Raw genomic sequence first — 26314 nt, 5'->3', positions numbered from 1 at the left:
AAGTCTGGGAAAGGAGCGCCGCAAATGTTCACCTATACTTACCCTGAGTTTCATAAGGGACGGATTCTAAAGACCCGGATGCTTGAGGATCTGCGTGATTTCCCCCGGCAGTTTTGGGAGCTGTACTACAGGGATTATGCAGATGGAATTGTGTCTGGGGCAGAGGTGGAGGTACACGCCGAACGGTTATCGGTAAGCCCCGGCATACTTCTGCATGAGAGGCGGCTCTATATGATGACGGAGCCGGCGGAAATTGCTTATAAGGCCACAGGTCAAGAGACTGTTCTGAAGCTCCGCTTCACAGAGCTGGAGACAGGTCATGACCTGTCTCTGGGGCAGACCTCGCTTGCACTGGAAGATGCGGCGTCCGGGAGCGCTTCCCATGAGATGGAGCTCGCCCGCTTCAAGCTGAAGGAAGGGGCCAGATTGCGCAAGGATTACCAGAGCTTCGCGGATCTGGCCACCGAATACAATACGCTCCAGGTGCTGCAGGTTCCCTATGCGGCTCCCGGTGCCAGCACCCTTCCTCCGGCTGTGCTTCAAGACTATGCTCAGCGCCTTATGCGTACCGGTACGCCGGATCCGCATGATGTGATGTTCGGCATGCTGTGTATGAATGAAGGTGTCATCGCCCGGAGCGTTATCCTGCATTATATTGCGAGCCGGCTGGGACAGGAATACCGGGATTATCCGAGCCTGCAGATTCACCGCTATCTGGACCGGATTCTCACAAATGCGCGCGGAGGACAGGGACATAAGGGGCAAGCCCACGGGGGTATGCAGCGGATGCTGGTGGAGTAGAGCGGCTGCGCATCAATCGACTATTGGAAGGATGGGGTGAAGATGGAGCATTGGGATGAGAAGATTGTGTCCATGCTTAACGGCAATACAGGCGGACAGCCTACGGATAATTACGGAGTGATTCCGGAAGAGGCTGGACCGGATTTAACCGCACCCGTGGTGCAGATTGGAGACGAGCCGCACACCTTTGTGGAAACGGAGCTGCTGGACGGTGCGATGCGCATGCTGCTCCCGCAGACATTAAAGCTCATGAGTAAGGAGATGGCAAAGCGGAAATATCCTTCTGAGCATCGACCCAGTGTTATATATACAACTTCCAATGCCAGAATTAACATTGCCATCAATCACACCATGAACCCGCTGCCGGAGGACGAGCTGTCCGATTTCAAGCAGGCCATGATCCAGATGCTGCGCCGGACGCAGAAGCTGACGAAATGGTATGGAGACCATGAGTTCAGCATTAACGGCAAGCCGGTCGCCACTTGTGAATTTTTGACCCCGGCGGTTAATGCCAATCTGTATAATCTGATTCTGTTCGCTTCACTTGAGGATCGGGCACTGATGTGTACCTTTAACTGTACGGACGAGGAGCTTGATGACTGGAAGCCGGTCGCACTGGCCATGATGAAATCCATTCAGTTCATTCCACAGAAGGAAGGAGGCGAGTCTCATGAGTGAACCAGCCTTATCTTACGATAATCTGCGGGTTAGCCCGTTTGAACTGGTCAGTCTGCAGGAGTTAACCATTACGAAACAAATGAATGAGCACACCTATGTGAAATTCACCGGTATTGTGGATGAAGAGAAGAAGGACAGCTATGTCCGGTTGAGCTCATCGAATACAGTGGTGGAGATCACCCAGGTGAATGAAGAAGGCGGCAAATGGGTGCTGTTCAGTGGACTTATTCTGAATTTGAGTGTGTCGGTGAACCGCGGTGTCCATATCCTTGAAGTAGAGGGGGTCTCCCATACCCATGAGCTGGACATTCGCAAGAAAAGCCGCTCCTTCCAGAACCACAGCATGACTTACCCGCAGCTTCTGGATCAGATCGCGGAGGGTTATTCCAATATTGATATTATGGACGCGGCAACGGATGGAGCGGCTATCGGCAAGTTCACGCTCCAGTATGAAGAGACAGACTGGCAGTTTCTGAAGCGGATCGCTTCACGTCTGCGTACCGGTCTGATGCCTGCATCGGTCTTTGATACGCCGAAGTTCTATTTTGGCGTGTTCGATACCTCCTCGAAAGGCAAGCTGCAGGATTTTAACTACCGGGTTCGCAAAAGAATGGACAAATTCCGTTACACTACGCAGAATACGTCAGCCAAGGTAGGCGAGGATGACTTCATATATTATGAGGTCGAGACGGGCCGGGTACTGGATCTGGGCAATGCGATCGAATTCAAAGGCAAGCTGCTGTATGTATACGAAGCTTACACTGAAATGAAGAAGGGCCTGCTTCGTCACCGCTATATTTTAAGCTCGCGTCATGGACTTCGCCAGAACACTTTTTATAATGACAAAATTATCGGAGTTTCGCTGCAAGGCCAGGTAATCGGGATCAACAAGGACAAGCTCAAAATTCATCTCTACATCGATTCGGAGCAGCAGGCAGGAGAGGCGCATGACTTTCCGTATTCATCTGTGTACACGGCAGAAGGCAACAGCGGCTGGTACGTTATGCCGGAGAAGGGCGATCATGTTCGGGTGTATTTTCCGGGGAACAAGGAGGAAGAAGGGGTAGCAACCAGCTCGGTGCGGCAGAATGCCGAAGAAGGCGAGAGCAACAAGCTGAGCAACCCTGACCACAAGTTCTTCCGCACACCGGCCGGCAAGGAGCTGAAGATGACGCCGGATGAGGTAATTGTGACCGGCAAGGACGGAGAGATCTATATCCGGCTTAGTGAGGGCGGCGGGATCGAGATTATCAGCAGCAAGCTGATCAAGCTCAATGCTAAGGAAGATATCATGATGAGCGCGGATAAAAGCATTGTCATTTCCGCCAAGGATCAGCTCAGCCTGATCTGTAAGGACAGCAGCCTGAAGATGGACGGCACGACTGCTTTAAGCGGAACTGAAGTACGTACGAACTAAGCAAAGATGTGCAGATAACATCCTATAAACAACGGTTTAGTTTCGCTATGAAGGAAAGCCTAAACTGGAGCAAGCGATAACAGGAGGGGAAGCTGTTGGCTCAGACTGCCGTGATGGAGATGTTTATGGAAGAAATTGTGGAACCGGTCCGTAACCGGGTGCTGCTGCATTGGGAGCAGCTGTATCAGGCCAACCGCAAGCCTCTACAGGAGGCGTTCATCCGCCACTTTGACAAGCTGTGCCGGGAGGTGGCGGAGCTGCAGAGCATAGGAGAGAAAGGAGCCATCGGGCATTTCACCTATTCGATGCTTCGGACCCGGCTGCAGGAAGGACACGGAGTCTATCTGGTGGAGGCTTCGGATGAGACGTGGCTGTTTGATCCTGCTTCTGTGGCGGGTGAGTATGATGCTTCTTGGGCATTCGGCTATCTGGATGAGCTCCAGCTGCTGCTGGAGGAGGAAAGACAACGCCCGGGTTCCCCGTATACCGGAGGTATCAGCCGTCCCGACCTGGAGAAGCTGCTGTTGCGTGAATCGCAGCATGGGCATCAATATGTCATTGCACTGCTCCGCTCGGCGATGCCGGAGGCGATGCTTACCGAGGGATTCCGTGAGCTGGAGCAATGCGGAATTGTTGAAGTGCGTGTGGGCGAGTATCTCGATATCAGCGAGTCTGTCTACCGCAAGGATAGCGACCCTACGGATGAGACCGAGATTCGGAAATGGCTGGCTGAGCGGATCGAAGGTGCTTACGGATACGGCGCGCTGGAGCGGCTGGATCTGGCAGGCGGAGATTACAGTGAAATGGATTTTCGTTATTCTGCCTTTCGCGAGAGCGCTTTTGGCGGTAGCAGCTTCGCAGAGAGCAATCTGGTGGGTACAGTCTGGGAAGGCTGCGATTTGACGGATACGGAATGGAATCAGGGGTGGCTGCACGGTGCAAGCTTCGAGAATTGTCGTCTGGTGGGGGCATTATTTCATCGGGTGGAGGCGGATTGCGGGCTTCCTGATCCAGGGAATTGGGAGATTCCGGGCTTCCAAGAAGTATCCTTTGCCGGAGCAGACTTAAGCGAGGCTGAATTTGTTCTGGCCAAGCTGCGGGGTGCAAGATTCACGGGGGCGAAGCTGACCGGAGCGATCCTTGGATGGTGCGATCTGACCGATGCGGATTTCCGGGGAGCTGATCTGCGTGGAACGAACTTCTCAGGCTCCTGCTTAATGGGAGTGCAGATGGACACGGGCGCGTGCAGCTTGCTCAGCGAACGTCCGGAAATGCCGGAACTTCCGTTCACTGAAGAAGCCATTACGGATTGGCTGAAGGAGGAACAGCAATGAGAAACGACTGGTTCCAGCTCTCACAGGACATGCGTGTGCGGGGGGCACTTGAACCGCGTGGTGTAAAAGAAGCCATCCGTCCGGAATGGCTGAAGGGGGAGGATTTACGGGAACTGGAGCGGGCTAATTTGCATTTTGCGCTGCAGCCCAGTCACCAGCCGGTGGCTGTGGACCTCATTGAGCGGCCTTATCCGCTGTGGTCTGATCCTCTGAAGCAGCTGCTTCAGACCTTTGCCCCGCGCCTGATCTTCCGTCTGGCCGGACTAATGGACGCCGAACGAGAGCAGCTGTACCCCTATTGGTTCCTGGTTCCACCGCAGCTTGCCTGTCTGAACGAAGACAGCCAGTTCGACAGCAGCGGCCGCCTTACCCGGCTGAAGGTAGATGCGGACTGCTTGCAGACCTGCATCTGGCCGATTGTCCTGGCCGTGGATAATCGGCTGCACGAGAATGTGTTCCTGATCAACCTCGCCCTCGCGGAAGCCATTTTGCGCAGGGACTTTACCGGGTTATGTATGCAGCGGGTAGAGATGACAACAGCGGAGCCGATGGTGTGAGGCAAATGGAAATCGTTTATTGTAGGCACTTCAACTAACATAGGCAGTTGAATTTAGGAGGGAAGCTCTATGGCAGAAATCAAAGGAATCACGAGACCGGATGTTGTGGAACAGGACGGAGGAGGGGCAGAGCCGAGCTACGTGGTTGCCGGGGCAATCTTAAGCTGTACATGCGGAACTCAGCTGAATCGCTTGAAAGTCCCTTACAGCCACGGCGTACACCTGAAAGAAAAAGCACAGCTGAATGTGGAGGACAAGAACCCGATGATCCACATTATGCCATTCGGGAATTGTACCAGCTTATTGAACCCGGCTGTCCAGATCGGGAAACTCGATATTGAAGGGCGGAAGAAGGCGCCGTGTGTTCCGGGGATTTCGACTTCGTGGATGGACGGAAAAACAGATGTGCTTGTGGATGGACATCCCGCGCTGCTCAGCACATGTGTGAACCAGTGTGTTTATGGGGGACGGATTGTGATCGAGGATGACGGTCAGGAGCTTGGGGGATCGAGCCTGGAGGGGACGACGAGCGGGTTCGGCGGGGCCATCCGGTAATGTAAAGGAGAGGAGTGAGACAATGGGCATTGTGAAAGCCGCAACAGGCACATGGAACCTCAAGTGCCATTCGCCCTATCCCGTGCACAGCATCCAGAGCATACATATGGAGCGGAAGGCAGGCGGACATGCACGCTTGTTCCTGACCGCTGTTCTTCCCGAAGAACAACAGGACCGGGAAATCGATATGACCGCAAACGGAGAGAATATCTCCCTCATCGAGACTGGTGAACGGGGCCAAGAAATACGCAAGCTGTTTCAGGGGATCATCCAGGAGGTTGGTGTCCGGGATGTTCAGGGGGTATACATCCTGGAACTGGAGGCTGTTTCCTATTCGTATCTGCTGGACATCGAGCCGCGAATTCGTTCGTTTCAGCATAGCGAGATGGAATGTGAGGACGTGATCCGTCAGGTATTATCAGCCTACCCAAAGTCTGACCTCATCGACTACGTGAGCAGCGGCACGAAGCTGGGAGGGCTGACGGTACAGTACCGCGAGACGGATTGGCAGTTCCTGCGGCGAATCGCATCCCGGTTCGGAGCGGTGGTGATCCCGGAGGTGACTGCGGATGCGCCGAAGCTGTATTTTGGTGTCCCGGATGGCGGATATCATGAGCTTAAGGATCAGAATTATACAGTAACAAGAGATCTGCACGCGCTGAAGATGTCCTGGTCGGCGGGAGCCGCAGACGTAAGAGAAGCCGACTTTACCTCTTACCGGGTACAGACGCGGCGCTGGTTCGGACTCGGAGATACCGTACAATTTCAAGGACAGGAGCTGCGGGTAGCAGCGGCAGAGAGCAGGCTTATGCAGGGCATGCTCATACATACGTATACCCTCAGTCCCCACAGCGGGATCCGGGAAAATGAAATCCGCAACGATGAACTGGCAGGAGCCTCGCTGGAAGGCAAGATATTGGCGGTCAAGAAGGATACCGTAAAAGTGCATCTGGACGTGGATGCGACCCAAGCGGAACACGAAGCGAGCTGGATGCCGTACTCCGCGGTCTACGCGAGTGACGGTGGAGGTTTCTACTGCATGCCGCAAGCTGGAGATTCGGTGCAGGTGTATTTCGGAAGCGGGCGTGAACAAGACGCGTTCGCGATGGGATCGGTGAGGCGGGGCAGCAGTCCGTCACCGAAGACCGCAGATCCGGCGACCAAGAGCTGGGGAACGAACTTCGGGAAAGAGATGCGGATGACCGATGCGGAGATGTCGCTGATTGCGACCGAAGGGAGCCTGTTCATCACACTGGACGACGGAGGCATCTCGATCACGAGTAATAGCGGCATCCAGATGAACACCGTGCAGGATTTGGTACTGGACAGCGAGAAAAGTATAGAGATCGAAGCGAAGGAAATTCTGTTCCTGCAATGCGGAGACAGCAGTCTGGTGCTAGACGGGATGTCGGACCTGCGGGGAAGCAGCCTGACGATGAATGGCATCATAAAGCTGCCCGTGCAGGTGGAAGACCTGGAGCCGCAATACGAAGCCCCGTTCGTGAGCGAAGTGGCCGTGCCGGAAGAAGCCGCCCCCGAAGAGCAACCAAAGAAGAAGAAAAAAGGCTTCTGGAGCAAGGTGCTGGATGTAAGCCAGACGGTGCTGGATGTGGCGGGCCTGATCCCGGGTGTAGGAGAAATCGCAGATTTGGCGAATGCGGGGATCTATGCGCTACGCGGGGATTATACGAGTGCCCTCCTTTCGGTAGGTGCTTCAGTTCCCTTTGCAGGCTGGGGGCCGACGGGAGTGAAGCTGGGAAACAAAGTCAGGAGAGTACTGCAGAAAATAGACCTGGCAGGGCAGGCGAGCAAAGCCTACGGCGCAATCAAAACCGTGGCAAGCAAGGGAGCCGATGTCGCGAAGGCGATCGGAAGAATAGCGGATACCGCAGGGGATGCGCTGAATGCCGGTCTAGGGAAAGTGCTGACAAAAGCGAAGAAGCTGGCGAGCAATGTGAGCGCGTTCGATCTAGCTGGCAAGCTGAAGAGCGGCATGAATACCCTCCTGGAAAAACACTCAAAGCTGAAAAAAGTGCTACACCTAGCAGGTGGAATGGGAGTCAACTACCTGGCAACTTTGGCGATGGGCTCCGGGGTAGATGCACTGAGCGAACATGCAGATTCGAATATTGTGAAGGCAGCGGTGTTTACCCTGAGTATGCTTATGGGCCGGAGTAGGTTGAAGAAAGGGAAGGGTGGGGGTTCTAAGGGAACCGGAGAAGGTGATAAGAGAGCTAATGAAAGTTATGATTATAGAAAAGTAAATAAACAAACTAATGATATAGGAGAAACACTCGCAACAAAGAAACAGGTGAAACAATTCAAGGAGAAATGGGGACAATTAGGGATACCTGTAAAAATGGATAAAAAAGGGAAGGTACTCACAGGTAATCACGAAGCGGCATTCGATTATGGAAAAGGGAGGATATTTATAAAGAAAAACCCTACGGTTGTGAATATATACCACGAAGGTTATCACGCTGAACAATGGTTGGGTATAGGGAAAGACGCTTATATGAAGTTGAGTCGTCTAGACAGAGAAGAATATGTATTTGAACAAATAATGAAAAATCAACATTTGTTCGATGATGCGTCAATTAAACATTCAATTGAGTATATCAACAGATTACGATTAAAATTTAAATAGTTGAAAGGAGTACAGAAGTGGAAAAATACATTAGAACTAAAGAAGAACTTGAAAAGTTGATAGAATCAGTAAATAAAGATTTTCCTAGACATCATCGTAAAATAGAAGAAATCCCGATTGATGTCGTTTCGACCCCAGAAGAAGCCATTGAAATCGCAAAAAAGTACCATCAAGAACATGAATTGGATGGGACGGTTAATGAGCAAATAGAAAGTTTGTTTTTTGACGAAGCCTATACGTTTAAAGTAGATTTAGAAAATAGAGAGAATGATGATATTCGACCTGCTTGGAGAGTTACTGTAGATTTACCACCAAATCCATTTTTGTTTGAAGATTATACTATAATGGTATCAGACCGAGATAAAGCGGTAATGGGGATGTTAGATCCTAATGGACATCCAGTATCAGAAGGTAACGAGTTCACTGATGAAGATATAGAGTATATTATGAGTGGTGAAGACCTAGAAGATGATGAGGAATAATATTGAAATCATTTTTAATCCTATTATTTTATTTTTTAAGTAGTGATTTTAGTGGGTAGGTATAGAAGGAACTCATTATCAATCAATAACACATTTTTGGAAAGTATAAGGATAATAACGTAAGAGCGTACTTAGAACAGGTCGATTATGGTCAGATAACCCCATGATTGACCTGTTTTTATTATCTTTTTTTTCCACAGTTTTTGAAATCGGTCGCAACTTAACGAATAGATACCTCGATGGATATTGTACCGGAATAAACTACCATCTTTCCTTAGTAGAGTTTAAGATTTTTAATAAGGGGACAGGCAATTCTGTAAATAATACCTACCGTGTATTTAGAGACAATGATGTTTATAAAAGCAATTTCAAGAAGAATTCAAAAATATTAAGAGGAGTTGTATTTGATGAATAATATTAAAAAGCAATACTTGGAAGAAGACAATATTGATTCATTTTTAATTTTCCTAAAGGAGCATTATAGTAACGAACTTAAACCTTGTGATGAAAATGACATGATACTAATAACACAATTAGCAGATAACAAAAAATTGCCTGAAGCATATTTGAAGTTTATGGAATGCGCTGGCAGGGGTTATGTGATGTTCAGTGGTTCGGATTATAGTATTAGGAATATGGAGAGATTTAATGGATTTAAAGAAGGAGCATTGGAGCTATTAGAAGAATGTAATTTTAATAAAAGAATCGGTGATAATCAATTTGTTTTTATGGGGCATCAAGGATACATGTATTGGTTTTTCAATCTTGATGATGGAGACAATCCTCCCGTCTACTTTTTTGAAGAAAGCTATGATGAGTCTTACATTCAAAATGACTTCACGAAATTAAGTGAGACCTTTTCAGAGTTTTTGATAAAGAAATATAATGGTGAACTTCCGCGTTATTAATTGATATTGAAATGAATTTTATAGCACTCTGAGTAATGACCCTGATATTTTGACAGGTGTATGCATGTCGTATGCAAATTTTTGGTTACCTCCAGTTTCCAACTTTTAGTGGTAATGAGGTAATTGGGGAAGCATACAGATTCTTTGTTGGACTAGGAGGCTTTAAATGACAAATCTACAATCTTAAGCAAGTTTTAATCTTTATCCTCCAGTTGATGAAAATGAAATCAACAAGATTGGGATAGAAATAGGTTTTAAATTCCCCAAAGTATTTAGGGATCTCCTAAAGTTAACTAACGGCTTTGAAACAAAAGAAGGTGTCATAATTTTTGGTACTGATGTTATTTTTGAAAGAAATCAAACATATGAGGTTTCAGAATACGCTCAGGGTTATACATAAATAAGGTGATTACGTTACCAAACCTGGAAGAAGCTGGCCGGAAAGTTGAGAAGGAAGGCGAGCCTAGTCTAAAACCTAGAAGGGAAAAGAACAGTGGCTTTAATAGCTGAATTAGTAAAAGAACTTGAAAATGATACAATCCAAAATGAAGATTTAATTGTTTGTATGAAGGCTTACAGTTATAGAGTTGTTGTTATGGCGATGTTTAAAGCGATAGAAAGAAATTATTGTAATCAAAGAATAGTTGATAGATTAGCTGAACTCAGTGAACTGTTGAAACACAATAAATTTCTTGGGCCATGGCAAATGGGACACGTTGCTTTAGCAACGTTAGCACTTTTAGACAATGAAAATGCCAAGGATAAATTCTATGAACTTTTTGAGAGTCTAAGTGAAAATGATAAATTTCTAGTAGATAACTTTATTAAATCAGAATCATATAAGGCATAGAGAAATGTTTTAATTTTATAACCTAAATAACGCTTTTCCGTTACCATGATTGGTCTGTTTTTCGCTACCTTCGTTTTATCTCGGTTTTTTCAAATATATCTCAACTATTAAGTAAAATTTAGGAGAATGACATAATGGCTGGACTTAACCATGAATTATTTGGTGGAATTACATACGACTTATACTGGAGTGGAAAGCAGAAGGTAAAGATCTTTGGACAAGAGAGAATCGTTATTTTAAGTATTGATGGAAACGAAGAAGGTGAGTTTCAAGGTGCTCAAGAAGAAGCGTATATTAATTTTGTTGGTAATATGGAAAATATGATAACGAAAATAGAGGATGCAATCTTTGACTATTATCAAGAAAGTTATGTGGAGTATAGAGATATGGTGGGGGAGGATGTAGCTGACAAGATTGCTCCCATTATAGAAAATAAAGAAGAAATGGGCAAATTAGTTGAACCTACTCAATTGATTATAAGAAGAGTACGTAAGAATGGAATTAGAAGAATTGGTTTGCTTTTTAATTGCACTTGGGAAATAGAACATGGGCTTGCTGTGAAAATTGAGGATGAAAAAATAGTTGATGTAGGCTTCCAGGATATAGTCCTATAATCTGGGGCTATCCAGTGCCGAATGAACATATTACTAGATGTATTGGTGGAATTTGCGCTGGATGATTATTCAATGGGTGCTTCAATTACGGCTTCCTATTGGATATCCCAATTTACTGAAGACTTACTTCGTGGGATAGAAGATGATTTATTGGCTTTAGCGAAGCAATATAGTTACCAGCCCAGGCCTGTTGATTTCCCCAATATGTAACTTAATGCTGACACATAGCAAAGTGAAACTTCAGAACGAACACCACGTAATAACAAAATGATATATGAAAATAATACCAATTAGATTTTATTTTATCCGAGGAGGGGAAGCTTTGAAGAAATTATTAGCATTTTTGTTGTCTTCATCCTTGATACTTACTTCACTAGCGCCACATGCACTGGCTAAGGATGAGAAAGCAGCAATGACACGAGAAGAGGTTGTTACTTATTTATTAAATGTTGCAGATGATTACAACCCTGGCTTGAAGAAAGAAGACATTTTGAAGGGGGATGATCAAGGCAAAACCAAAGACGGTGAGTATGTCTCTCGTACCGAAGCATTAATTATGCTAAGTAGAGCATTCTCAGACCTACCGAAGCCGCAAGGAAACGATTTGCGTAGCTTAAATACAGCGTCTTCCTTTAGTGACATCCCGGTGTGGGCACAAGATGAGATGACTAAAATTGCTGCGACAGGTATCGTTAACGGTTATACGGATGGCAAACTTGGAGCTAAGGATCAAGTTACACTTGAACAATTAACTGCACTAGTTAAAAGAATGGTAGCGTTAAAGGGGACAAACCCTCGTGATGATTATTATGAGTTTGTAAATAAAAAGTGGCTGAATGCATCTACCATTGATGCTGGAGAAATGACCAACGGTGCATTTAACGAATTGGATAAACAAAATCAAGAACGAATTAAAGATATGCTGCAAGAAGTTGTGAAGGACACACATGCTAAAGGATCAGTAGAACAGAAAATTGCAGACTTTTATACGAATGCACAAGATTTGAAGCATCGTAATGCTTTGGGAATTAAGCCAATTGCACCTTATATTGCATCCTTGAATCAAGCTTCTACAATCCAGGAGGTAATGAATGTAGGCTTGAAGATGGAGAAAGAGCTCGGCTTTGGCTCTATTTTATCATTTGGTATCATGGCAGATGCTAAAAAAAGTGACATTAATGCATTATATTATGCAGGTGTAGGCTTGATTTTAGACAAGACGAGTTATGTTTCTAACAATGCTCAAGCAAAACAAGTGTATGTCTCGTATTTGAGCAAGTTATACCAACTTGTTGGTGACAGCAAGGAAGTTGCCGAGAAAAAGGCAAACTCATTGTATGAGTTTGAGAAGCAAATAGCAGCAGCAACGATGGACGTTCAAGACCAGAATGATGTAAATAAATATTATAATCCATATACGATCCAAGACTTTGATGCGCTGTTCCCTTCACTGGATATGGCTAATTATTTGAAGCAGCTACAGCTTGGTTCCGTGGATAAATTAATTGTAATGGACAAGGGGCAAGCCAATAAGCTGTCACAATTAATGACTGATGAGCATGTGCAAGATTTTAAAAACTATATGCAAGCGATTTGGCTTATTAATACCAGTAGCGTATTAAGTGAAGAGTTGCAACAAGCATCGTTGGATTTCCAAGCTAATCTATTTGGTATTCAAGGTCAAAAAACACAAGATGAAATTGCAATTCAATTAACACAAAGTGTAATGAGTGATTACTTAGGTCAAATGTTTGCAAAACGCCATTTTACAGCTGAAGCGAAGCAAGACGTGGAAAAAATGGTGAAGGAATTTATTGCGGTGTACAAGGAGCGTATTAAAGCGCTCGACTGGATGTCTGAAACCACTAAAGCTAAAGCTATGCTGAAGCTAGATAAAATGACCTACAAGATCGGTTATCCTGATAAATGGGATGACAGATTTAAAGACGTATCCATCGTATCCATTAAAGAGGGTGGAACATTATTTGATAACTTTGTAGCTATTCGCAAAGCATCATGGAAAACAGAAGTAGCAACATTGGGTCAACCTGTGGATAAAAGTAAATGGCAAATGAGTGTTTACAATGTTAACGCCTATTACAACGCACTCAATAATGAAATTGTATTCCCAGCAGGTATTCTTCAAGCACCATTTTATGATATTAATGCGAAGCACGAAACAAATTTAGGTGCAATTGGTATGGTGATTGCCCATGAAATCAGCCATGCATTTGATAATCTCGGCTCTTCCTATGATGAAAATGGAAATGCTGTAAACTGGTGGACACCTGAAGACTATAAGAAGTTCCAAGAAAAAACGGAGCGAGTGATTTCTTATTATAACGGACTGGAAGTCATTCCTGGTGTATATAATAATGGTAGCTTGACTGTGAGCGAAAATATTGCTGATCTTGGTGGTATGGCCGCCTCCTTGCAAGTATTGTCTCAAACGAAAAATGCTGATTACAAAGCTTACTTTGAAGGCTATGCAACGATTTGGCGTACAACAATGAGTAAGGAAGTGGTTGCTTATCTTTCTAGCAATGACACACATTCCGCTAACAAAATTCGTGTGAATCGCACAGTTGCCAGCTTTAAAGAATTTTATGATACCTATGGAATTACAGAAAAAGATACGATGTATGTAGCGCCAGAGCAGCGTGTGAGTATCTGGTAGACTTACAAGCAACAAACCAAACACTAAACAACTTGGCACAAACTCGATGGACTCTCCAAAGCTCTTTCCCACTTGAACCATGAGTAGGAATGAGCTTTTTTACTTACCAAAATCAAAGAAGGATGAAACAAATGGCAAAACGTGTACAGATTGTGACGGCAGAATTGAAGAAACAGCATAGCATGATGAAGCATAAGACAGAGTATCCGGCGGCAGATCGAACAGAATGTCAAGCAAGCTGATATAATGGTGACAATTGGCAGAACCAGTTACGGCCTTGTTTATTCCCAAGTTTAGTTACAACTTAGGGGACGGGGAAAGGTACATGAAGAAGCTTTAAATAGAGTTGGAGGTATTTGAAACTATGAGTGCATTTCCGAAAATTTTTGGCATCTCCATGTTTCCGAGTGTTGATGTAGAAGATATGGATGTAATAAACAGTATATTAAATGTTTTCGAGACAAAAGATTATTTTAAACCAACCTCATGGGGAAACAGTGAGATGGTAAAAGTTGAGTATGACCGTGAAGAGATTAAGGAAAGGATAATTTTGCAACAACCAAGGTTTTCAGAGTTATACCTTCAGCGAGCACATTCAATAGAGTATTCGGGAAGCTTCGATCTAATTTCAAATTTTAGAGCTTATTTGGGTTTCGATTTTAAAAACACCCCCAAAAAACTTTGGCCTGAAATTTATGGACTATCAGAAAATATTGCGAGTATTATTAAGCCACGATACGGAATTACTCATGGCTTTTGGCCAGTTTCTACACCGTGGCAATCTGAACGTGATCGTTTACACAAATGGATGAATTTTTGCTCTCAACCTGCTCCGGTTACCTTCGGTCCGTGTGGCCCACTGGGAATGGGAACTAGAACTTATTTTAGTGGAGATATATTTGATTTATTTAATAAAGAAATATTCATAAATATTCCTGCTAATGTGACAGAAACGGATTGGGGAGGGATTCGAGTTGATCTTGTAGCTAAGCCTTGGGAGGCAGATGCTAATGAATTACTTGATCGCTGGATTTGTGTGATGGATTATCTGGAACAGTACGATGTATTTGCTATACCCAACTTTAGTGAAAGTAAACGATCAGTTTCATTTAATCCAAATAAAGCATGGGAAAGATATATGGGGAATTTACAAATATTAAGACAAAGGGGGGGAGTGAATGGCTAATCAAAGTAGTGAAAGAGATGAAAGACTCTCAAAAATCTCATTTTCTATACATGAAAAAGATATAATTGAATCAATGGATATTTCCGGTATAGATCTTACTTTTTCAGATCTTTCTGAACTCATAGCTGATCGAATGACAGCTGTCGGTGTTAAATTAAGGGCATCTTCCATTATAAGAGCGTCATTTCGTGATTGTAACTTTAGTTCCGCTGACTTTAGCAGTTGTAATTTGGAGGATGTTGATATTGCAGATTGTTATTTTAGAGATGCAAACTTCAATAAATCCACTATGAGATTTGCTAGAATTAAAATCAGTTTTTGCGATAGGGCATGTTTTGATCAGGTGGATTTAACAAATGGAGACTTATATGACTCCATTTTTAATGGAAGTACATTTCGAAATGCAAAGCTAACAGGTGTCAATGCTAAGTATGCATCTTTTAGAGATGTCGATCTTAGTGGTGCAAATCTTACTAATGGAAATTTCGAAGGAGTAAATTTTATTAATGCAAAATTGGATGATGTAATTTGGGCAGGTACAAATATAATTGGGGCTAGGTTTGATGAAGGGGTGCTAGAAAAGATCCAAAGTGAGTTTTAATATAACGTATTTTATTTAATATATTTGTCAGTCGAAAATTTTTGCATCCCTAGATAACAAATTCGTTTCAAAATTAGTCGATTCCTTTTCTTTTAGCTATTCGTAGGGAGGATAAACACTTGTTTTGGGCTACATGAAGTACATTTATGTAAAGCTATACAATCAGCTATCCAGTTCAACTTGAAAAGGGGTTGCTTTATTCCCATTCTGGGGAGAAGGCGGTGGGTCTATTGAGGAATTATGAGAAAGGTGATTAAATAGATGAACTATGGTGAACATAATCACATAGTAAATGAGGTAATTGATTTAATAAAACATGGTGAATTGTTCAAAAAAACAATAACCATTCATTTACAAATACAAAATTATAGAGGATTTCGAAAGAGCCAAGGAAGTAGCCTGGTCTCAAGATTTGGCAGTTGTTGATACGATATGGCAGGATATTAAAAATAACGAAAGTGGCTCTGTACTTGGTTTTATATTGAATGATGATAAATTAAAGTTAATGGATGAAGAATTGTCTGACATTTTCGGTTCTAGTGATAACTATTCAGAGGATTTTATCCCCATGGATTATTGGGATATTGCTGCAGAAGTAGAGTCTGACCTTTATAAATGTGCGATTAATCGTCTCATTAACGGAAAAAAAGATAATTTTTATGAAAAGTTGTTTCACATATATCAATCAGGTGGATGGCCATGTGGGTGGGAAGGCAAATATCCTGATGGGGAAATCATTGCATATGTTCCAATGAATGGTTCATAGGGGTGTCAGTGGGGCTACCCAGTACCTTAATTCCATTTAATATCCGTATAAGGATTTCTTCATTTTGTTTGTAAGCACATTAAAGCTTGAATTTTATACCCTAAATACAATAGCGTTAAGATGAACAGATCAATTATGGTCAGATACCACCATGATTGATCTGTTTTTTGTTACCTTTATTTTCTCACAGCCCCGATGGATATAGGCCCTAGACAGTTATCATCTTTTCTTTAGTAGGGCAAAAGATGGCACAGTCCTGACGGGGAAATACATCTGAAGTGTCCTCTAGATCAAGCAGCCATGGCTCATCTAACTGACGTTGTCTCGTGGTGGAGCAATACGGTGAGATATTATGGTGCAAAGTCCCCAGAAGTTAGGGAATGGATGCTTAACTCCGATAATTATGTAATAGATCATTATAGTTTGAACCGATCTGCAGATGCGAAGTTAACTGAAACCTATTTGCCACCAGATAAATAATCATTGGAGGGACTGCTAATGGAACTAGATGATCAAGTATATAAACAAATTTTACAATTGTGTAAAGAGGGAGATGCTTTAACTGAAAAAGGACAAATTATTAAAGCTATCGAGAGTTATACTGCCGCTCTGGAACTGGTTCCGTTACCGAAGAACAACTGGGAAACAAGTACATGGATTTATACAGCATTAGGCGACGCTTATTTTCATAACAATAGCTATGAAATGGCCAAAAGTAATTTTTATAATGCTTTAAACTGTCCAGATGGGATTTCAAATCCATTTATTTTACTGAGACTAGGAGAGAGTTTGTTCGAGTGTGGGAAGCTTGCTAAAGCTAAAGACTATCTGTTAAGAGCTTACATGTTAGAAGGATACAAAATTTATTTTAGTGAAGATGATAAGTATTTTGAATTGATTAAAGATATGATTTGAGGAGGTTAATATGGCTACTTTGCAATCACCAATCAATGAAAAGTTTGAAAGTCTTGTGAATGAAAGTAATGAACAATTTAATAATGGAAATCATGAAGATTCTATTTCTTTGTTAGAAGAGGCTTGGAATTTAATACCCGACCCAAAGGGGATATATTGTGAAGAAAGCTATCATTTGGTGAAGGATGTTATTGCTACTTGTTTAATTATAAATGATCTTAAGAAAGCAAAACTGTGGGCAGATAAAATATTTTTAACTGGATTTGATCGCATAGATTCGGGTGATAAGGAATTTATTTCTGGAAAAGTTGCTTTCGAACTAGGTGATTTAGAAACAGCGAAGGAACTTTTCAGCATCGCCAATAGGAAATCAGAAGGTAGATGTTTTGGAAGTCCAAAGAATACTAAATATCTCAAGTTTTTTAAAAGTTAAATCTCAGAGCAAATGAAAACGACCTTTTTCCGGATAATAGAATTGGATGTCGATTTGAATATTATAGGAGTAAGATAATGAGAGTATGCCTTAAAGAGGATTTAGAGAAAACAGAGAATCTATCAATGAATAAAAAATATATAGTTTATTCTGTGGAAACCAGCATAAATGGCGAGAAATTTTTCAGAGTAGAAAATGATATCAATCAAGTTGTGCCTTATTCAATCTCTTTATTTAAAGTTGTATCCGATAAAGTGAACTCTGATTGGATATTGTGGAACAAGCCCAATAATAGCTCAGCTTTATTGCCGAAGCAATTTGCTTATCTAAGTTTTTGGGAGGATTATTATAATGATGAGTTAGAGGCTTTGAAAATATTTAATTTGGTTAAGGAACAGCTATTTCAGGAAGAATTAGAAGAGAATGAGGTGCGTGAGATTTTTGAGATAGAGAATGAGGGTGAGATTACATTCGTTCTTAATGTGCTCTTTAAAACTAAAGACAATAGATTTATTAATCAAGCGATTCAATATGTAAAAACAAAAGTGGGAAAAAATTATGGAATAGATAATACTACACTACTTGCATTTCAATATCTGAGTTTATTCAATCAAAGTGAAGTAGAAGATTATTTCCTTTATTATTTGACTAACATTGAGTTAGGAAACGACCGATTAACTGCAGTAGTAAATGAATATTTTAGCTAAAAAGTAAATGACTCTAATGAGGGTGAAACATTTTGAAATATTTAAATGAGTTGGTCTCACAATTAATGTGAGTAAAATGATTAGCGATCAAAGATTACCGATGGCTTATATTGAATTTCTTCAAACAATGGGAAACGGCACTGATCATACCTTTTTGCGTGGTGAATCATGTTTTATGGATGAATTGTTAGAATTAAATGAAGGGGAAAATCCACCTGTATACTTTTACTCAGAAGGTAAAAAGAAGGATGGTTTTTATAAGATTACAGATACTTTCACAGAATTCTTGCAACGCAGGTATATTAAAGATAGGTATATATTTCAAAAAAAAGAATAAGAAAAGATCTTGAATAAAGAAATAACCAATACTTATTAAAAGATTTCGTCATTTTGTATAAAGTTGGAGGATAGTATGGTGTATTCAAATAATGACGAAGTTGGTTTAAAAAGAGATTTATACGAACGATCAAAACCTGGGATGATTGATACTTCAACGGTAAGCCCTAATTGGTTCACTTTTATAGATCATGAATGGGAAGCATTGCAAAAGAATTTCTTTGAAAAGCCTCTTGACGGCTTGTTAGTTTATCTAGTATCGATATTTAGAAAAGGGAATCCCAATTATATCAATTTAGGTAGCCTGTTCGGCATTGAGAAAAAGAGGGTAGATGACAAAAATAAGATTATCTACACTGTTAATCAGGTGAATCGGAAGGAAAACGACATTACTAATGTGACAATGTTTCTTGATTCTGATAGCCACAAAATCACAGAGATTTATTTACATATGCAAGTACTGCCTCATATGAATGAACTTAAATGCAGGGTCGAGGAGAATTACTCCGATTTACTTGTTAATGTTAGCAATGAGCTTGTAATTATTGATAAAGATTTTAAATTAACGCTTAAAGAGTGATTTTGTGAAAATAAGTAATCCATTAATTTATAGGATGATTTTGAAAGGGGGGTTTAGATGACTAATCCAAAACTTTCTGCATCACAAGCGTTGAGTATTGCACAAGAGTACATCAATGAACGTAACAAGCACATCATGGGGTATAACAAACACTACATTCCATCGACCATTGACAGTGACATAGATAAATCTGTTCAGTATTATGAAGATTTTTTTGCATTGACGGGCGGCGCTTGGGTTGTTGAGTTAGACTTTAGGGATTTTGAAGAGCTTTTGGTTGTTTCTGATGAACATAAAGTTATTTCTTTTTGGATATTAGGAATTGATAGAAATAAAGTGTCTGAAATAAACACTAAATTAACCACTTACAAATTGCTCCAAATTGCTCAAAGTTATAATGACGAGAATCATTTAGAGGGAGTAATCAATCCTAATCACGGTGAGTCAATATTTTTTTATGAGAAATTTGAACATGTTGAAGGGTACTCATGGATTATTAATATGATAGTCCCCCCTTCACCTTATGGTGGTGGTGATATGGTAAGTCTGGTTTTTTCTGATGAAAAAGCGTGTGTTGAATATATGTTTGATCCGTCAGGATACCCGATTGCCCCTCATTTAGAAGACGATTAAGATAATAATTGAAGCTTGGAAAACATGCTTGATAGCCTTTCAAAAGTTTGTTCCAACTTGAATCACGAGCTAGGAGTGAGCCTTTTTATGGTTTGGAATTTATGGAGATTATAAAAAGTTTTAGCGAGTTCGACTATATAGATTGAACTTGAGAATTACATGTAGGGAAAAGTGGCGGAGGGGAATTTTGGAACTGCAGGAGCGGTAGCGTCCGCCTTTAGGTTTGGATTTCTACTGCGATTCGCGGCTATTTCAGGAAATCCAAACCTAACAGCGGCCGGAAGTCCAAACATTCTCTGTAGTCACGGCCAATCCCAACATAGAAGAATATAGCATACAATCGAAATGAAATAGTTGGCAGGAAATATTGGAGGAAGTTTAATGTTTATAAATAATGACGAAAGCATTAATGTGAAGTTTCTTTATAGAAAGCCTGTAGTTATTGGGGTATTGGACGATAGTGATAATGATTTCAATGATATGAGCTGGATGGTTGATAACTCGTGGGAATTGTTAAAAGTGAAATTTTCAGAAAGTTCTTTTCAGGAGTTAGTTGTAGGGTTGGTTGAAATATTTATAGGTGGACAACCAAACTACTCAACACTAGGTGAAATGTTCGGTAATGATACAAAGGTGGAGGGGGATGTTGAGAAAGTAGTATACAAAATAAGCAATATTGAAAGAAATTCAAATGATATTATAAGAGTCGAGATGTACCTAGACCCTATAAATCGAAATATTAAAGACCTATTTTTATATGTTCAGGAAGGGTTAGATAAGTTAAAACTTAAAGAAATACTTAGCGAAAAATATGAGGGCGTATCCATTGAATTAAATAGCGAGTTTATTATTACAGGTAAGGATTACAGAATCATCATCGGCGGCACAACAAAGGCATTTGAACCTGGAGAATTTACCAATAAATAAAACGAGGAGACTTTAAAATGACAATAAACGATCCGATTTTTGGTGAACTTGAGTATAACTATACTTGGGCTAAGGATACTACGATTCATTTTTTTGGAAAAGAAACTGAGATTGCATTGATGATCGATGGTGAAGAAGATGGCAAGTTTGATGAAGATCAATATACGGCGTATCAATCATTAATGCAAAACTGGCAGCAATTACAGCAAAGCTTCTTGCAACCCATTTTAGACTATTACCAACAAAAACGATATGAACTGGGTTATGATATTGAATTTAATGAGTATTATCCCTTAGTTGCAACAACCAGCCAACTTCTTGAGATGATTACTTTGGTTGGAATTGTTGTTTCATATGCAGGGATTTATGAAGGTCGAGATATCGGAATACTTTTTGATTGTACCTGGGATATAGAGAATGGAGTGGGAATTCGTTTATTGAATGAAAAAGTAACTGAGGTAGGTTATCAGGATGTTGCGATTTGAATAACTTATCGTATGATGTCAGAGAAATACTGATACAAGCAGGCTGGAACCCCAATAATAAGGTTGATTTAAGCGAGACAGTAAAGTTTTTAGAGGCGATGGGGTATCAAGTATTCGATTCAGTGATTGATGCACTAGACCCTAGACTTGTGGCAAAGGTGGTTTGATAAGTTATGAAGAACGGAATATACAGCAATTTAGTTGAGGAAGTTATTCAATTCTCTAATTCTATTATGGATTTCCCGAAAATAGCGAGAGCCCAAAATATAGTTATAATTAATCAATATGAAGAGGCCAAAAGGCTAGCCGGTACTGAAGTTTTTGGTGAAGATGAGTATACTTGGTCTGATATAAGACAACTTGAAATGGGAAAAGTTAAGGGGAAGTTATATAAATTAGATTCTTCCCAAAAACCTAGGGGTTTGGATGAATTAACTGGATTAATAGCGGATGGTCTTAGAAGTCAAATAACTCACCCCTATCACGATTTTTTTGAAACTGTTGTAGTGGATTTGAGAAACTGTGCAATCAATCGTGCAATAAACGGTGAGGTTGAAAATTTTTATGAACAAGTTTTTAGAATCTATAAGGCTGGTGGTTTTCCATGCGGATGGGATGGTGATTATCCAGACGAAGGCAGACTTATTGCTTATTTTGCCTAAACTTGACCAAGATAGATTTCCAAATTTGTTCCCTGAGGATTAATACATAGTACCGCAGGCCAAAATTTAGCCTGGCAGACTTACTCCACTCGGAATTTGAGTTGAGCTAAGTCTTTTTTTGCAAAGCGTATCAAGCGGAACACTTTCACAGACAGAAAACTCTTAATAATATTGATGGAAAGCGGGTTTAATCCTAAATGAAAGAGATAATAGTTAGTCAAGAGTTATTGAACGAGCTTGAGAATATTCAGTGGTTTACAAATTGCGGTAAACTAGCAGAAATAGATTTACTATGTTCGGTACAACAAGTTGATGGGTGGGAGAAAGCAGAGGGATTTGACGAAAAAGATGAATGGGAGGAGGTAATATCAAAGAGTAGGGATAATCTTGCAGATTTTATTATGAGGAAATTAGGATATAGTGTTAGGAATTTCAATTCAATTGTTGCTGCAGTAAGAGAGTCACGACAGTATAAAACAGCCATAGCTAAACTTTATGATAGTGTTGAAGAGCGGAATATAAAAGAAGAGTTCGGTGATACATTAAGTTGGTTATTGCTTAATGCAGGAATTGAACGTGCGTTTGCCGGGTTTAAAGGCTGTCCAAAATTTTTTAGCGAAATGCTAGAAGTTCTCAAACTCGGGCACTGTCCATGTGGATGGACGGGAAGATGGCCCAAAGGTACGTTATACATATACTAAACCCTTATTAATATATTTTATGATAGGAGATAGATAATGACTGACTTTTTAAACCCGCATGAATTTGAAGGATTAAAAGTAAATCACGTATCACGTGAACTAAGACTTTTTTCAAATGAACTATTTGAACTCATCGGAATTAGATTTGAAGATACATCTGAGCTTGAGAGGCAGGTTATTGCAGCATTTTGTTTTGGTGCACTAAATGCCATTGTTCAAAGGGACGAGTTAAACCAACCACAGGCTCATGCTCTTATAGTAGCATTACTAATTAACGAGTTTAAATACAGTGAAAAACAAGCAGTTGATTTTGCTGAGGATTTAATTCATGCAACACATAAAGAATATCATCCTGTAATGAATGCAATAATTCATAGAGGAATAGATGGCCACTATCAGTATGAGAAAAATATGCTTGATGATTTGAGATCTAATATACTAGAGGTTATTAATACAGTAAAAAAGAAAGCATAAAAAATGCATCAATCATAATAGAGGGAGGGGGATTTTGGAACTGTAGGAGCGGTAGCGACCGCCTTTGTCACCGGATTTCCACCGCAAATAGCGGGTTAAATCAAGAAATCTGGGGACAACAGCGGCCGGAAGTCCAAATATTCACCGTAGTTACGTCCTCGCCCAAATGGGGGATATTACACCTTGCGAATTAATCATCCGTACGGTGAGAATAAAGGAGACAGATAGGTGAGACGAAATTATGAAGCATTATTTGGTGCGTTTTATGAAATATATTTTGATTATAAAAGCGAGAAGATGAGCGATGCTGAAGCCATTGCCTGTACAGCTGATGCATATTTTGGTGTGCAAAGTAGAGGGGAAATGGAGAAGGCTGTTGTATATATTTCAGAAGGAAGAATCTGCTTAACGCATTCAAAAATATTCATTAAAGCAAAAGAAAGAATAGTCGAGGCATTAAATTCTTTAGATGTACATAAGCTTCAAATTGAAACAACTCCTGATGAGTATAAGGATATATTAGAGCGCAGAGATATGGTACTGGATGAAATTGATAATATTCCAGTAGATTATTGCCCATACACAAGATGGTATTACCATGAAATGGAGAAAGAAGTTAAGAATTTCTTTGGGATCATTATGAATAAAGTGAATAATAAAAATGAAATGATAGAGAAAGTCTTGGAGCGTTTTGAACGTGAATGTACGAATACGCTTAGCGAAAATATTGTTGTTAAAACTACGCTTGTAGAGTTACTAATTAGATATGATATTAAGGGAAATGAACAATTTGTAGAAATCACAAAGGAGCTGGAACAGTTCGATATAAATGATGTAGGTGCACAGTTAACAGAAAATGAGAAGGTAGATCTGTCTATCCGAATCAGCAACTTGTTGATGTTAACGGGGGGTTAGAAAATGAAGACAGGATAACATATTCAGGGCGGCAATCCGCCCTGAATAAAGTTTATTCGATACTTGCTAAAGCCTTTTTAACAAGTTGGTCTGACTGACGTGTTGTCTCTGGCAAACGATAATCGGGTGATAGGTGTAGAACCCATTCACAAGCGGTATCTAATGAAATACGATGACCAGTGGAGACGAAGATAGGCTTAACATTATTCTGTGTTCTAAGAACATTTCCGATAATATCTCCTTGATCTTGCAGTGGTGAAATAGATCCTCTTGTTAAATTGGGTTCATCATACTCTCCTAATAACCTGGTTTTTCCACAACCAATTGTAGGAATATCAAATAGAACACCTAAATGACTGGCCAGACCAAATCGCCTCGGGTGGGCAATCCCCTGACCATCACAGACAACTAACTGAGGAGCGGTCTTGATCTGCTTAAATGCTTTAACTAAAGGGGGAAGCTCCCTGAACGAAAACAGTCCGGGGATATAAGGGAATTGAACAGAATCTTCAACCACCACTGATTCTACTATGTTTAATGAGTTTGCTTCTAAAATGACTACTGCGGCGATCAGCAAGTCACGTTGTTCACTATATGCCACGTCTACTCCAGCGATATAACGAATTTCAGCAAATAGATCTTCTTTTATAACTTTTAAGGATAACTTTTGCTGTAATAATATTGCTTCTGTTTCCGTTAGAATCCATGAATGATTTAATCTTGGTTCCATGTTGTATCCCTCATTTTCGAACATTAGAATATACAGAGATTTGTTTTTAGAAAATGCAAACTGCGTCACCGCTTTACTTGCGTCTAAGGGTCCGTTGCGCCCGCTCAGTAATACGTTTCGTTTCCTTCGTGTCAGAGGCCTCCAGCCAGTCGGAGCAAAGCTGCAGCACCCAATCCGGCTGGCTTTTGCTGGCGTCATTCAGCCAATTAGCCACCGAGTCCTGCACATATTTGACCGGATCGGAACGAAGGGGTTCAAGGAGTGGAAGCCCCTGTGTTGGGTTTTCTTTCAAAGCTTGTATGTGCTTTGCCCAGACGCCTTGGGGACGTGTCGACTCCACGGCAAATCTGCGGATATTTGCGTCTTCGTCCCGGACCCATTTCGCCAAGAGGGTGATGGCTGCCTCCAGATTGGCTGAGATGTGGGCTCTTACGGCCATCCAGGCAATCTCACGCACTCCAAAATGGGAATCGGCAGCAAACGGGCGGATATGCTGCAGTATGCCGGCAATATCCATATCTGGAGTGACTCCGACGATATAAGCCGCCCAACAGCGGACGCTGTCGGAGCGGTGTGACGCCAGCATGGCGAACAATTGGCCACGCCCGGTCTCGGGCAACTCGCTCAGCAGGCGATGCCACTGCGCTGCAATGGCCGGAATCATCTTCATCGGCTTGTCTTCTTTAAGCTTATTTAAAGCTGGCAGCATTACCTCTTTTTCATGTGAAAGACCGGAGGTGTTCAGCACAATGGACAATAACGCCCGGTGATCCACTGCCAGCCATTCTGTCAGATTGACGCTCTCAATAAGACCTTGATTTAAGAGTTCCAGTACATTTTGCGGAATATCCGCAGCCTTGTTGGCGCCTTTGCGCTTAAGGATATCTGCGGGAAGTGAAGCCGTTTCGTTCATCAAAAAAAGTACCTCCTCATGGGTTGCTTTCCTTAAAATACCCTGAGCAACCGCATGGAGGATGTAATGCAGATTACAGCTTAAAGACGATCTGATATCAACTTCTCAAGTCGCTGCGGATGGATGCGGACCGTTTTAAAGCCTGTCTGGACCAGGCCGTCCCTGTTCCATTGCCGCAGGACGCCGCTTACTGCCTCACGGGTGGCTCCAACCATATTAGCGAGTTCCTGGTGGGATAAGGACAGGTTGATCCTGGATAATCCGTCCTGCTCTTCACAGCCGAACCTGCGGGACAAACGCAGCAGAATATGCGCAAGCCTAAACCGCAAATCCCCAAGTGCCAACTGCAACATCAGACTGCCCATTTCATTAAATTGGCTGCTTAACGTCTGTATCAGGTTCAACATGAAACGGGGCCGGCTCAGCAGGAACCCTTCGAAGCGGTCTTTATTCATCAGACAAATATCGCAATCATCCAGCGTGTCTATAAAGAGCTCTCTTGTCCCCAGCGAGATGCCGGCCATTTCGCCAAAAACATTTCCTTCACTCAGAATATCGAGCGTAAATTGCTTGCCTGTGCTGCTCAGCTGGTAAAGGCGAACCTTGCCCTTTTTGACAAAAAACAAACCTTCTGTAAATGTCGACGGTGTCTGGATCAATGTATTCGCCGGGACTGCTGTAATGGAAGTCATCTCCTCCATCTCCATAAAGTCCTCAGTGGACAGATTATTCAGAAGATTAAACTGGGATAAATACTGGATGCTATCCATGGATCCTCCTTGGCATGTAATTGGTATTACCATACCATAATCGAGCCAAAGTTCCGACGG

At 41.9% G+C, this 26314-nt stretch carries 32 protein-coding genes and 1 pseudogene; 30 read left to right on the top strand and 3 right to left on the bottom strand.

Annotation, left to right across the window (positions count from 1 at the left end; translation table 11 throughout):
• Positions 1–24: 24 nt before the first annotated feature.
• The 30 genes and pseudogenes from NYE29_RS33515 to NYE29_RS33365 all read left to right on the top strand — a co-directional run bounded on the left by NYE29_RS33515 (position 25) and on the right by NYE29_RS33365 (position 23841).
• The gene (locus NYE29_RS33515; protein WP_340899413.1) at positions 25–801 is read left to right on the top strand and encodes a DNA and RNA helicase; all 777 of its coding nucleotides are present in this window, start codon (positions 25–27) and stop codon (positions 799–801) included.
• A 42-nt stretch (positions 802–843) separates the two neighbouring features.
• Positions 844–1479, top strand: coding sequence for a hypothetical protein (locus NYE29_RS33510; RefSeq protein WP_340899411.1), 636 nt, complete (start codon positions 844–846; stop codon positions 1477–1479).
• Entirely contained in the window at positions 1472–2896 is a 1425-nt protein-coding gene (locus NYE29_RS33505; RefSeq protein WP_076110610.1) for a contractile injection system protein, VgrG/Pvc8 family, read from the top strand. The genes NYE29_RS33510 and NYE29_RS33505 overlap by 8 nt, the downstream gene beginning before the upstream one ends.
• Before the next feature lie 95 nt (positions 2897–2991).
• Positions 2992–4230, top strand: a complete 1239-nt coding sequence (locus tag NYE29_RS33500; protein WP_340899409.1) for a pentapeptide repeat-containing protein — start codon at positions 2992–2994, stop codon at positions 4228–4230.
• A complete protein-coding gene (locus tag NYE29_RS33495) occupies positions 4227–4787 on the top strand; it encodes a hypothetical protein (RefSeq protein ID WP_340899408.1) in 561 nt (186 codons plus the stop codon). Before NYE29_RS33500 ends, NYE29_RS33495 begins: the two co-directional genes overlap by 4 nt.
• A 69-nt stretch (positions 4788–4856) precedes the next feature.
• A complete protein-coding gene (locus NYE29_RS33490; protein ID WP_076110607.1) occupies positions 4857–5342 on the top strand; it encodes a DUF4280 domain-containing protein in 486 nt (161 codons plus the stop codon).
• A 22-nt stretch (positions 5343–5364) separates the two neighbouring features.
• Positions 5365–7989 carry a zincin-like metallopeptidase toxin domain-containing protein gene (locus NYE29_RS33485; RefSeq protein ID WP_340899407.1) on the top strand — a complete coding sequence of 875 codons (2625 nt, stop codon included), beginning with the start codon at positions 5365–5367 and terminating at the stop codon, positions 7987–7989.
• A gap of 17 nt (positions 7990–8006) precedes the next feature.
• Positions 8007–8471, top strand: coding sequence for a hypothetical protein (locus NYE29_RS33480; RefSeq protein WP_076110605.1), 465 nt, complete (start codon positions 8007–8009; stop codon positions 8469–8471).
• Positions 8472–8878: 407 nt separating this feature from the next.
• Entirely contained in the window at positions 8879–9379 is a 501-nt protein-coding gene (locus NYE29_RS33475) for an SMI1/KNR4 family protein (protein WP_076110604.1), read from the top strand.
• Between the two features lie 220 nt (positions 9380–9599).
• Positions 9600–9779, top strand: a pseudogene (locus NYE29_RS33470) (SMI1/KNR4 family protein); the annotation flags it as partial.
• A 93-nt stretch (positions 9780–9872) separates the two neighbouring features.
• Positions 9873–10229 (top strand): hypothetical protein, encoded by a 357-nt coding sequence (locus NYE29_RS33465; RefSeq protein ID WP_076110603.1) that lies wholly within the window; start codon positions 9873–9875, stop codon positions 10227–10229.
• Positions 10230–10363: 134 nt separating this feature from the next.
• The gene (locus tag NYE29_RS33460; protein WP_076110602.1) at positions 10364–10843 is read left to right on the top strand and encodes a DUF6985 domain-containing protein; all 480 of its coding nucleotides are present in this window, start codon (positions 10364–10366) and stop codon (positions 10841–10843) included.
• Between the two features lie 21 nt (positions 10844–10864).
• Entirely contained in the window at positions 10865–11053 is a 189-nt protein-coding gene (locus NYE29_RS33455; RefSeq protein WP_340899404.1) for a hypothetical protein, read from the top strand.
• A 112-nt stretch (positions 11054–11165) separates the two neighbouring features.
• Positions 11166–13520 (top strand): M13-type metalloendopeptidase, encoded by a 2355-nt coding sequence (locus NYE29_RS33450; protein ID WP_340899403.1) that lies wholly within the window; start codon positions 11166–11168, stop codon positions 13518–13520.
• A 364-nt stretch (positions 13521–13884) separates the two neighbouring features.
• Positions 13885–14706, top strand: a complete 822-nt coding sequence (locus NYE29_RS33445) for a hypothetical protein (protein WP_340899402.1) — start codon at positions 13885–13887, stop codon at positions 14704–14706.
• A complete protein-coding gene (locus NYE29_RS33440) occupies positions 14699–15307 on the top strand; it encodes a pentapeptide repeat-containing protein (RefSeq protein ID WP_340899400.1) in 609 nt (202 codons plus the stop codon). The genes NYE29_RS33445 and NYE29_RS33440 overlap by 8 nt, the downstream gene beginning before the upstream one ends.
• Before the next feature lie 412 nt (positions 15308–15719).
• Entirely contained in the window at positions 15720–16073 is a 354-nt protein-coding gene (locus tag NYE29_RS33435; RefSeq protein ID WP_340899398.1) for a hypothetical protein, read from the top strand.
• Positions 16074–16571: 498 nt separating this feature from the next.
• Positions 16572–16988, top strand: a complete 417-nt coding sequence (locus tag NYE29_RS33425; RefSeq protein ID WP_340899396.1) for a hypothetical protein — start codon at positions 16572–16574, stop codon at positions 16986–16988.
• A gap of 10 nt (positions 16989–16998) precedes the next feature.
• Complete coding sequence (locus NYE29_RS33420; RefSeq protein ID WP_340899395.1) at positions 16999–17421, top strand: hypothetical protein; 423 nt, start codon at positions 16999–17001, stop codon at positions 17419–17421.
• 77 nt (positions 17422–17498) lie between these two features.
• A complete protein-coding gene (locus tag NYE29_RS33415; protein WP_340899394.1) occupies positions 17499–18128 on the top strand; it encodes a hypothetical protein in 630 nt (209 codons plus the stop codon).
• Between the two features lie 67 nt (positions 18129–18195).
• On the top strand, positions 18196–18465 hold the full coding sequence (locus tag NYE29_RS33410) for a hypothetical protein (protein ID WP_340899393.1): 270 nt from the start codon (positions 18196–18198) through the stop codon (positions 18463–18465).
• A 78-nt stretch (positions 18466–18543) separates the two neighbouring features.
• Positions 18544–19044: a hypothetical protein gene (locus tag NYE29_RS33405; protein WP_340899392.1), complete on the top strand. Its 501-nt coding sequence runs from the start codon at positions 18544–18546 to the stop codon at positions 19042–19044.
• Between the two features lie 57 nt (positions 19045–19101).
• Entirely contained in the window at positions 19102–19677 is a 576-nt protein-coding gene (locus NYE29_RS33400; RefSeq protein WP_340899391.1) for a hypothetical protein, read from the top strand.
• Positions 19678–20031: 354 nt separating this feature from the next.
• Positions 20032–20604: a hypothetical protein gene (locus NYE29_RS33395; protein WP_340899390.1), complete on the top strand. Its 573-nt coding sequence runs from the start codon at positions 20032–20034 to the stop codon at positions 20602–20604.
• A 17-nt stretch (positions 20605–20621) separates the two neighbouring features.
• A complete protein-coding gene (locus tag NYE29_RS33390) occupies positions 20622–21089 on the top strand; it encodes a DUF6985 domain-containing protein (RefSeq protein WP_340899388.1) in 468 nt (155 codons plus the stop codon).
• A complete protein-coding gene (locus tag NYE29_RS33385) occupies positions 21086–21256 on the top strand; it encodes an SUKH-3 domain-containing protein (RefSeq protein WP_340899387.1) in 171 nt (56 codons plus the stop codon). The genes NYE29_RS33390 and NYE29_RS33385 overlap by 4 nt, the downstream gene beginning before the upstream one ends.
• Positions 21257–21262: 6 nt before the next feature.
• Positions 21263–21751 carry a hypothetical protein gene (locus NYE29_RS33380; RefSeq protein ID WP_340899385.1) on the top strand — a complete coding sequence of 163 codons (489 nt, stop codon included), beginning with the start codon at positions 21263–21265 and terminating at the stop codon, positions 21749–21751.
• A gap of 197 nt (positions 21752–21948) precedes the next feature.
• Positions 21949–22452 carry a hypothetical protein gene (locus NYE29_RS33375; protein WP_340899384.1) on the top strand — a complete coding sequence of 168 codons (504 nt, stop codon included), beginning with the start codon at positions 21949–21951 and terminating at the stop codon, positions 22450–22452.
• 36 nt (positions 22453–22488) lie between these two features.
• Positions 22489–22926, top strand: a complete 438-nt coding sequence (gene imm48, locus NYE29_RS33370; protein ID WP_340899383.1) for an Imm48 family immunity protein — start codon at positions 22489–22491, stop codon at positions 22924–22926.
• Between the two features lie 228 nt (positions 22927–23154).
• Complete coding sequence (locus NYE29_RS33365) at positions 23155–23841, top strand: Imm3 family immunity protein (RefSeq protein ID WP_340899382.1); 687 nt, start codon at positions 23155–23157, stop codon at positions 23839–23841.
• 52 nt (positions 23842–23893) lie between these two features.
• On the opposite strand, the gene nfi is transcribed toward NYE29_RS33365, so the two are convergent.
• From nfi to NYE29_RS33350, 3 genes are all read right to left on the bottom strand, one after another.
• Positions 23894–24571, bottom strand: coding sequence for a deoxyribonuclease V (gene nfi, locus NYE29_RS33360; RefSeq protein WP_076110587.1), 678 nt, complete (start codon positions 24569–24571; stop codon positions 23894–23896).
• 73 nt (positions 24572–24644) lie between these two features.
• Positions 24645–25484, bottom strand: a complete 840-nt coding sequence (locus NYE29_RS33355; protein WP_340899880.1) for a DNA alkylation repair protein — start codon at positions 25482–25484, stop codon at positions 24645–24647.
• Positions 25485–25564: 80 nt separating this feature from the next.
• Positions 25565–26254, bottom strand: coding sequence for a Crp/Fnr family transcriptional regulator (locus NYE29_RS33350; RefSeq protein ID WP_340899381.1), 690 nt, complete (start codon positions 26252–26254; stop codon positions 25565–25567).
• Positions 26255–26314: the final 60 nt, after the last annotated feature.

Source organism: Paenibacillus sp. FSL M7-1046, assembly GCF_038007405.1.
Lineage (GTDB): Bacteria > Bacillota > Bacilli > Paenibacillales > Paenibacillaceae > Paenibacillus_AQ.
This window is presented reverse-complemented; position numbering and strand designations above follow the sequence as displayed.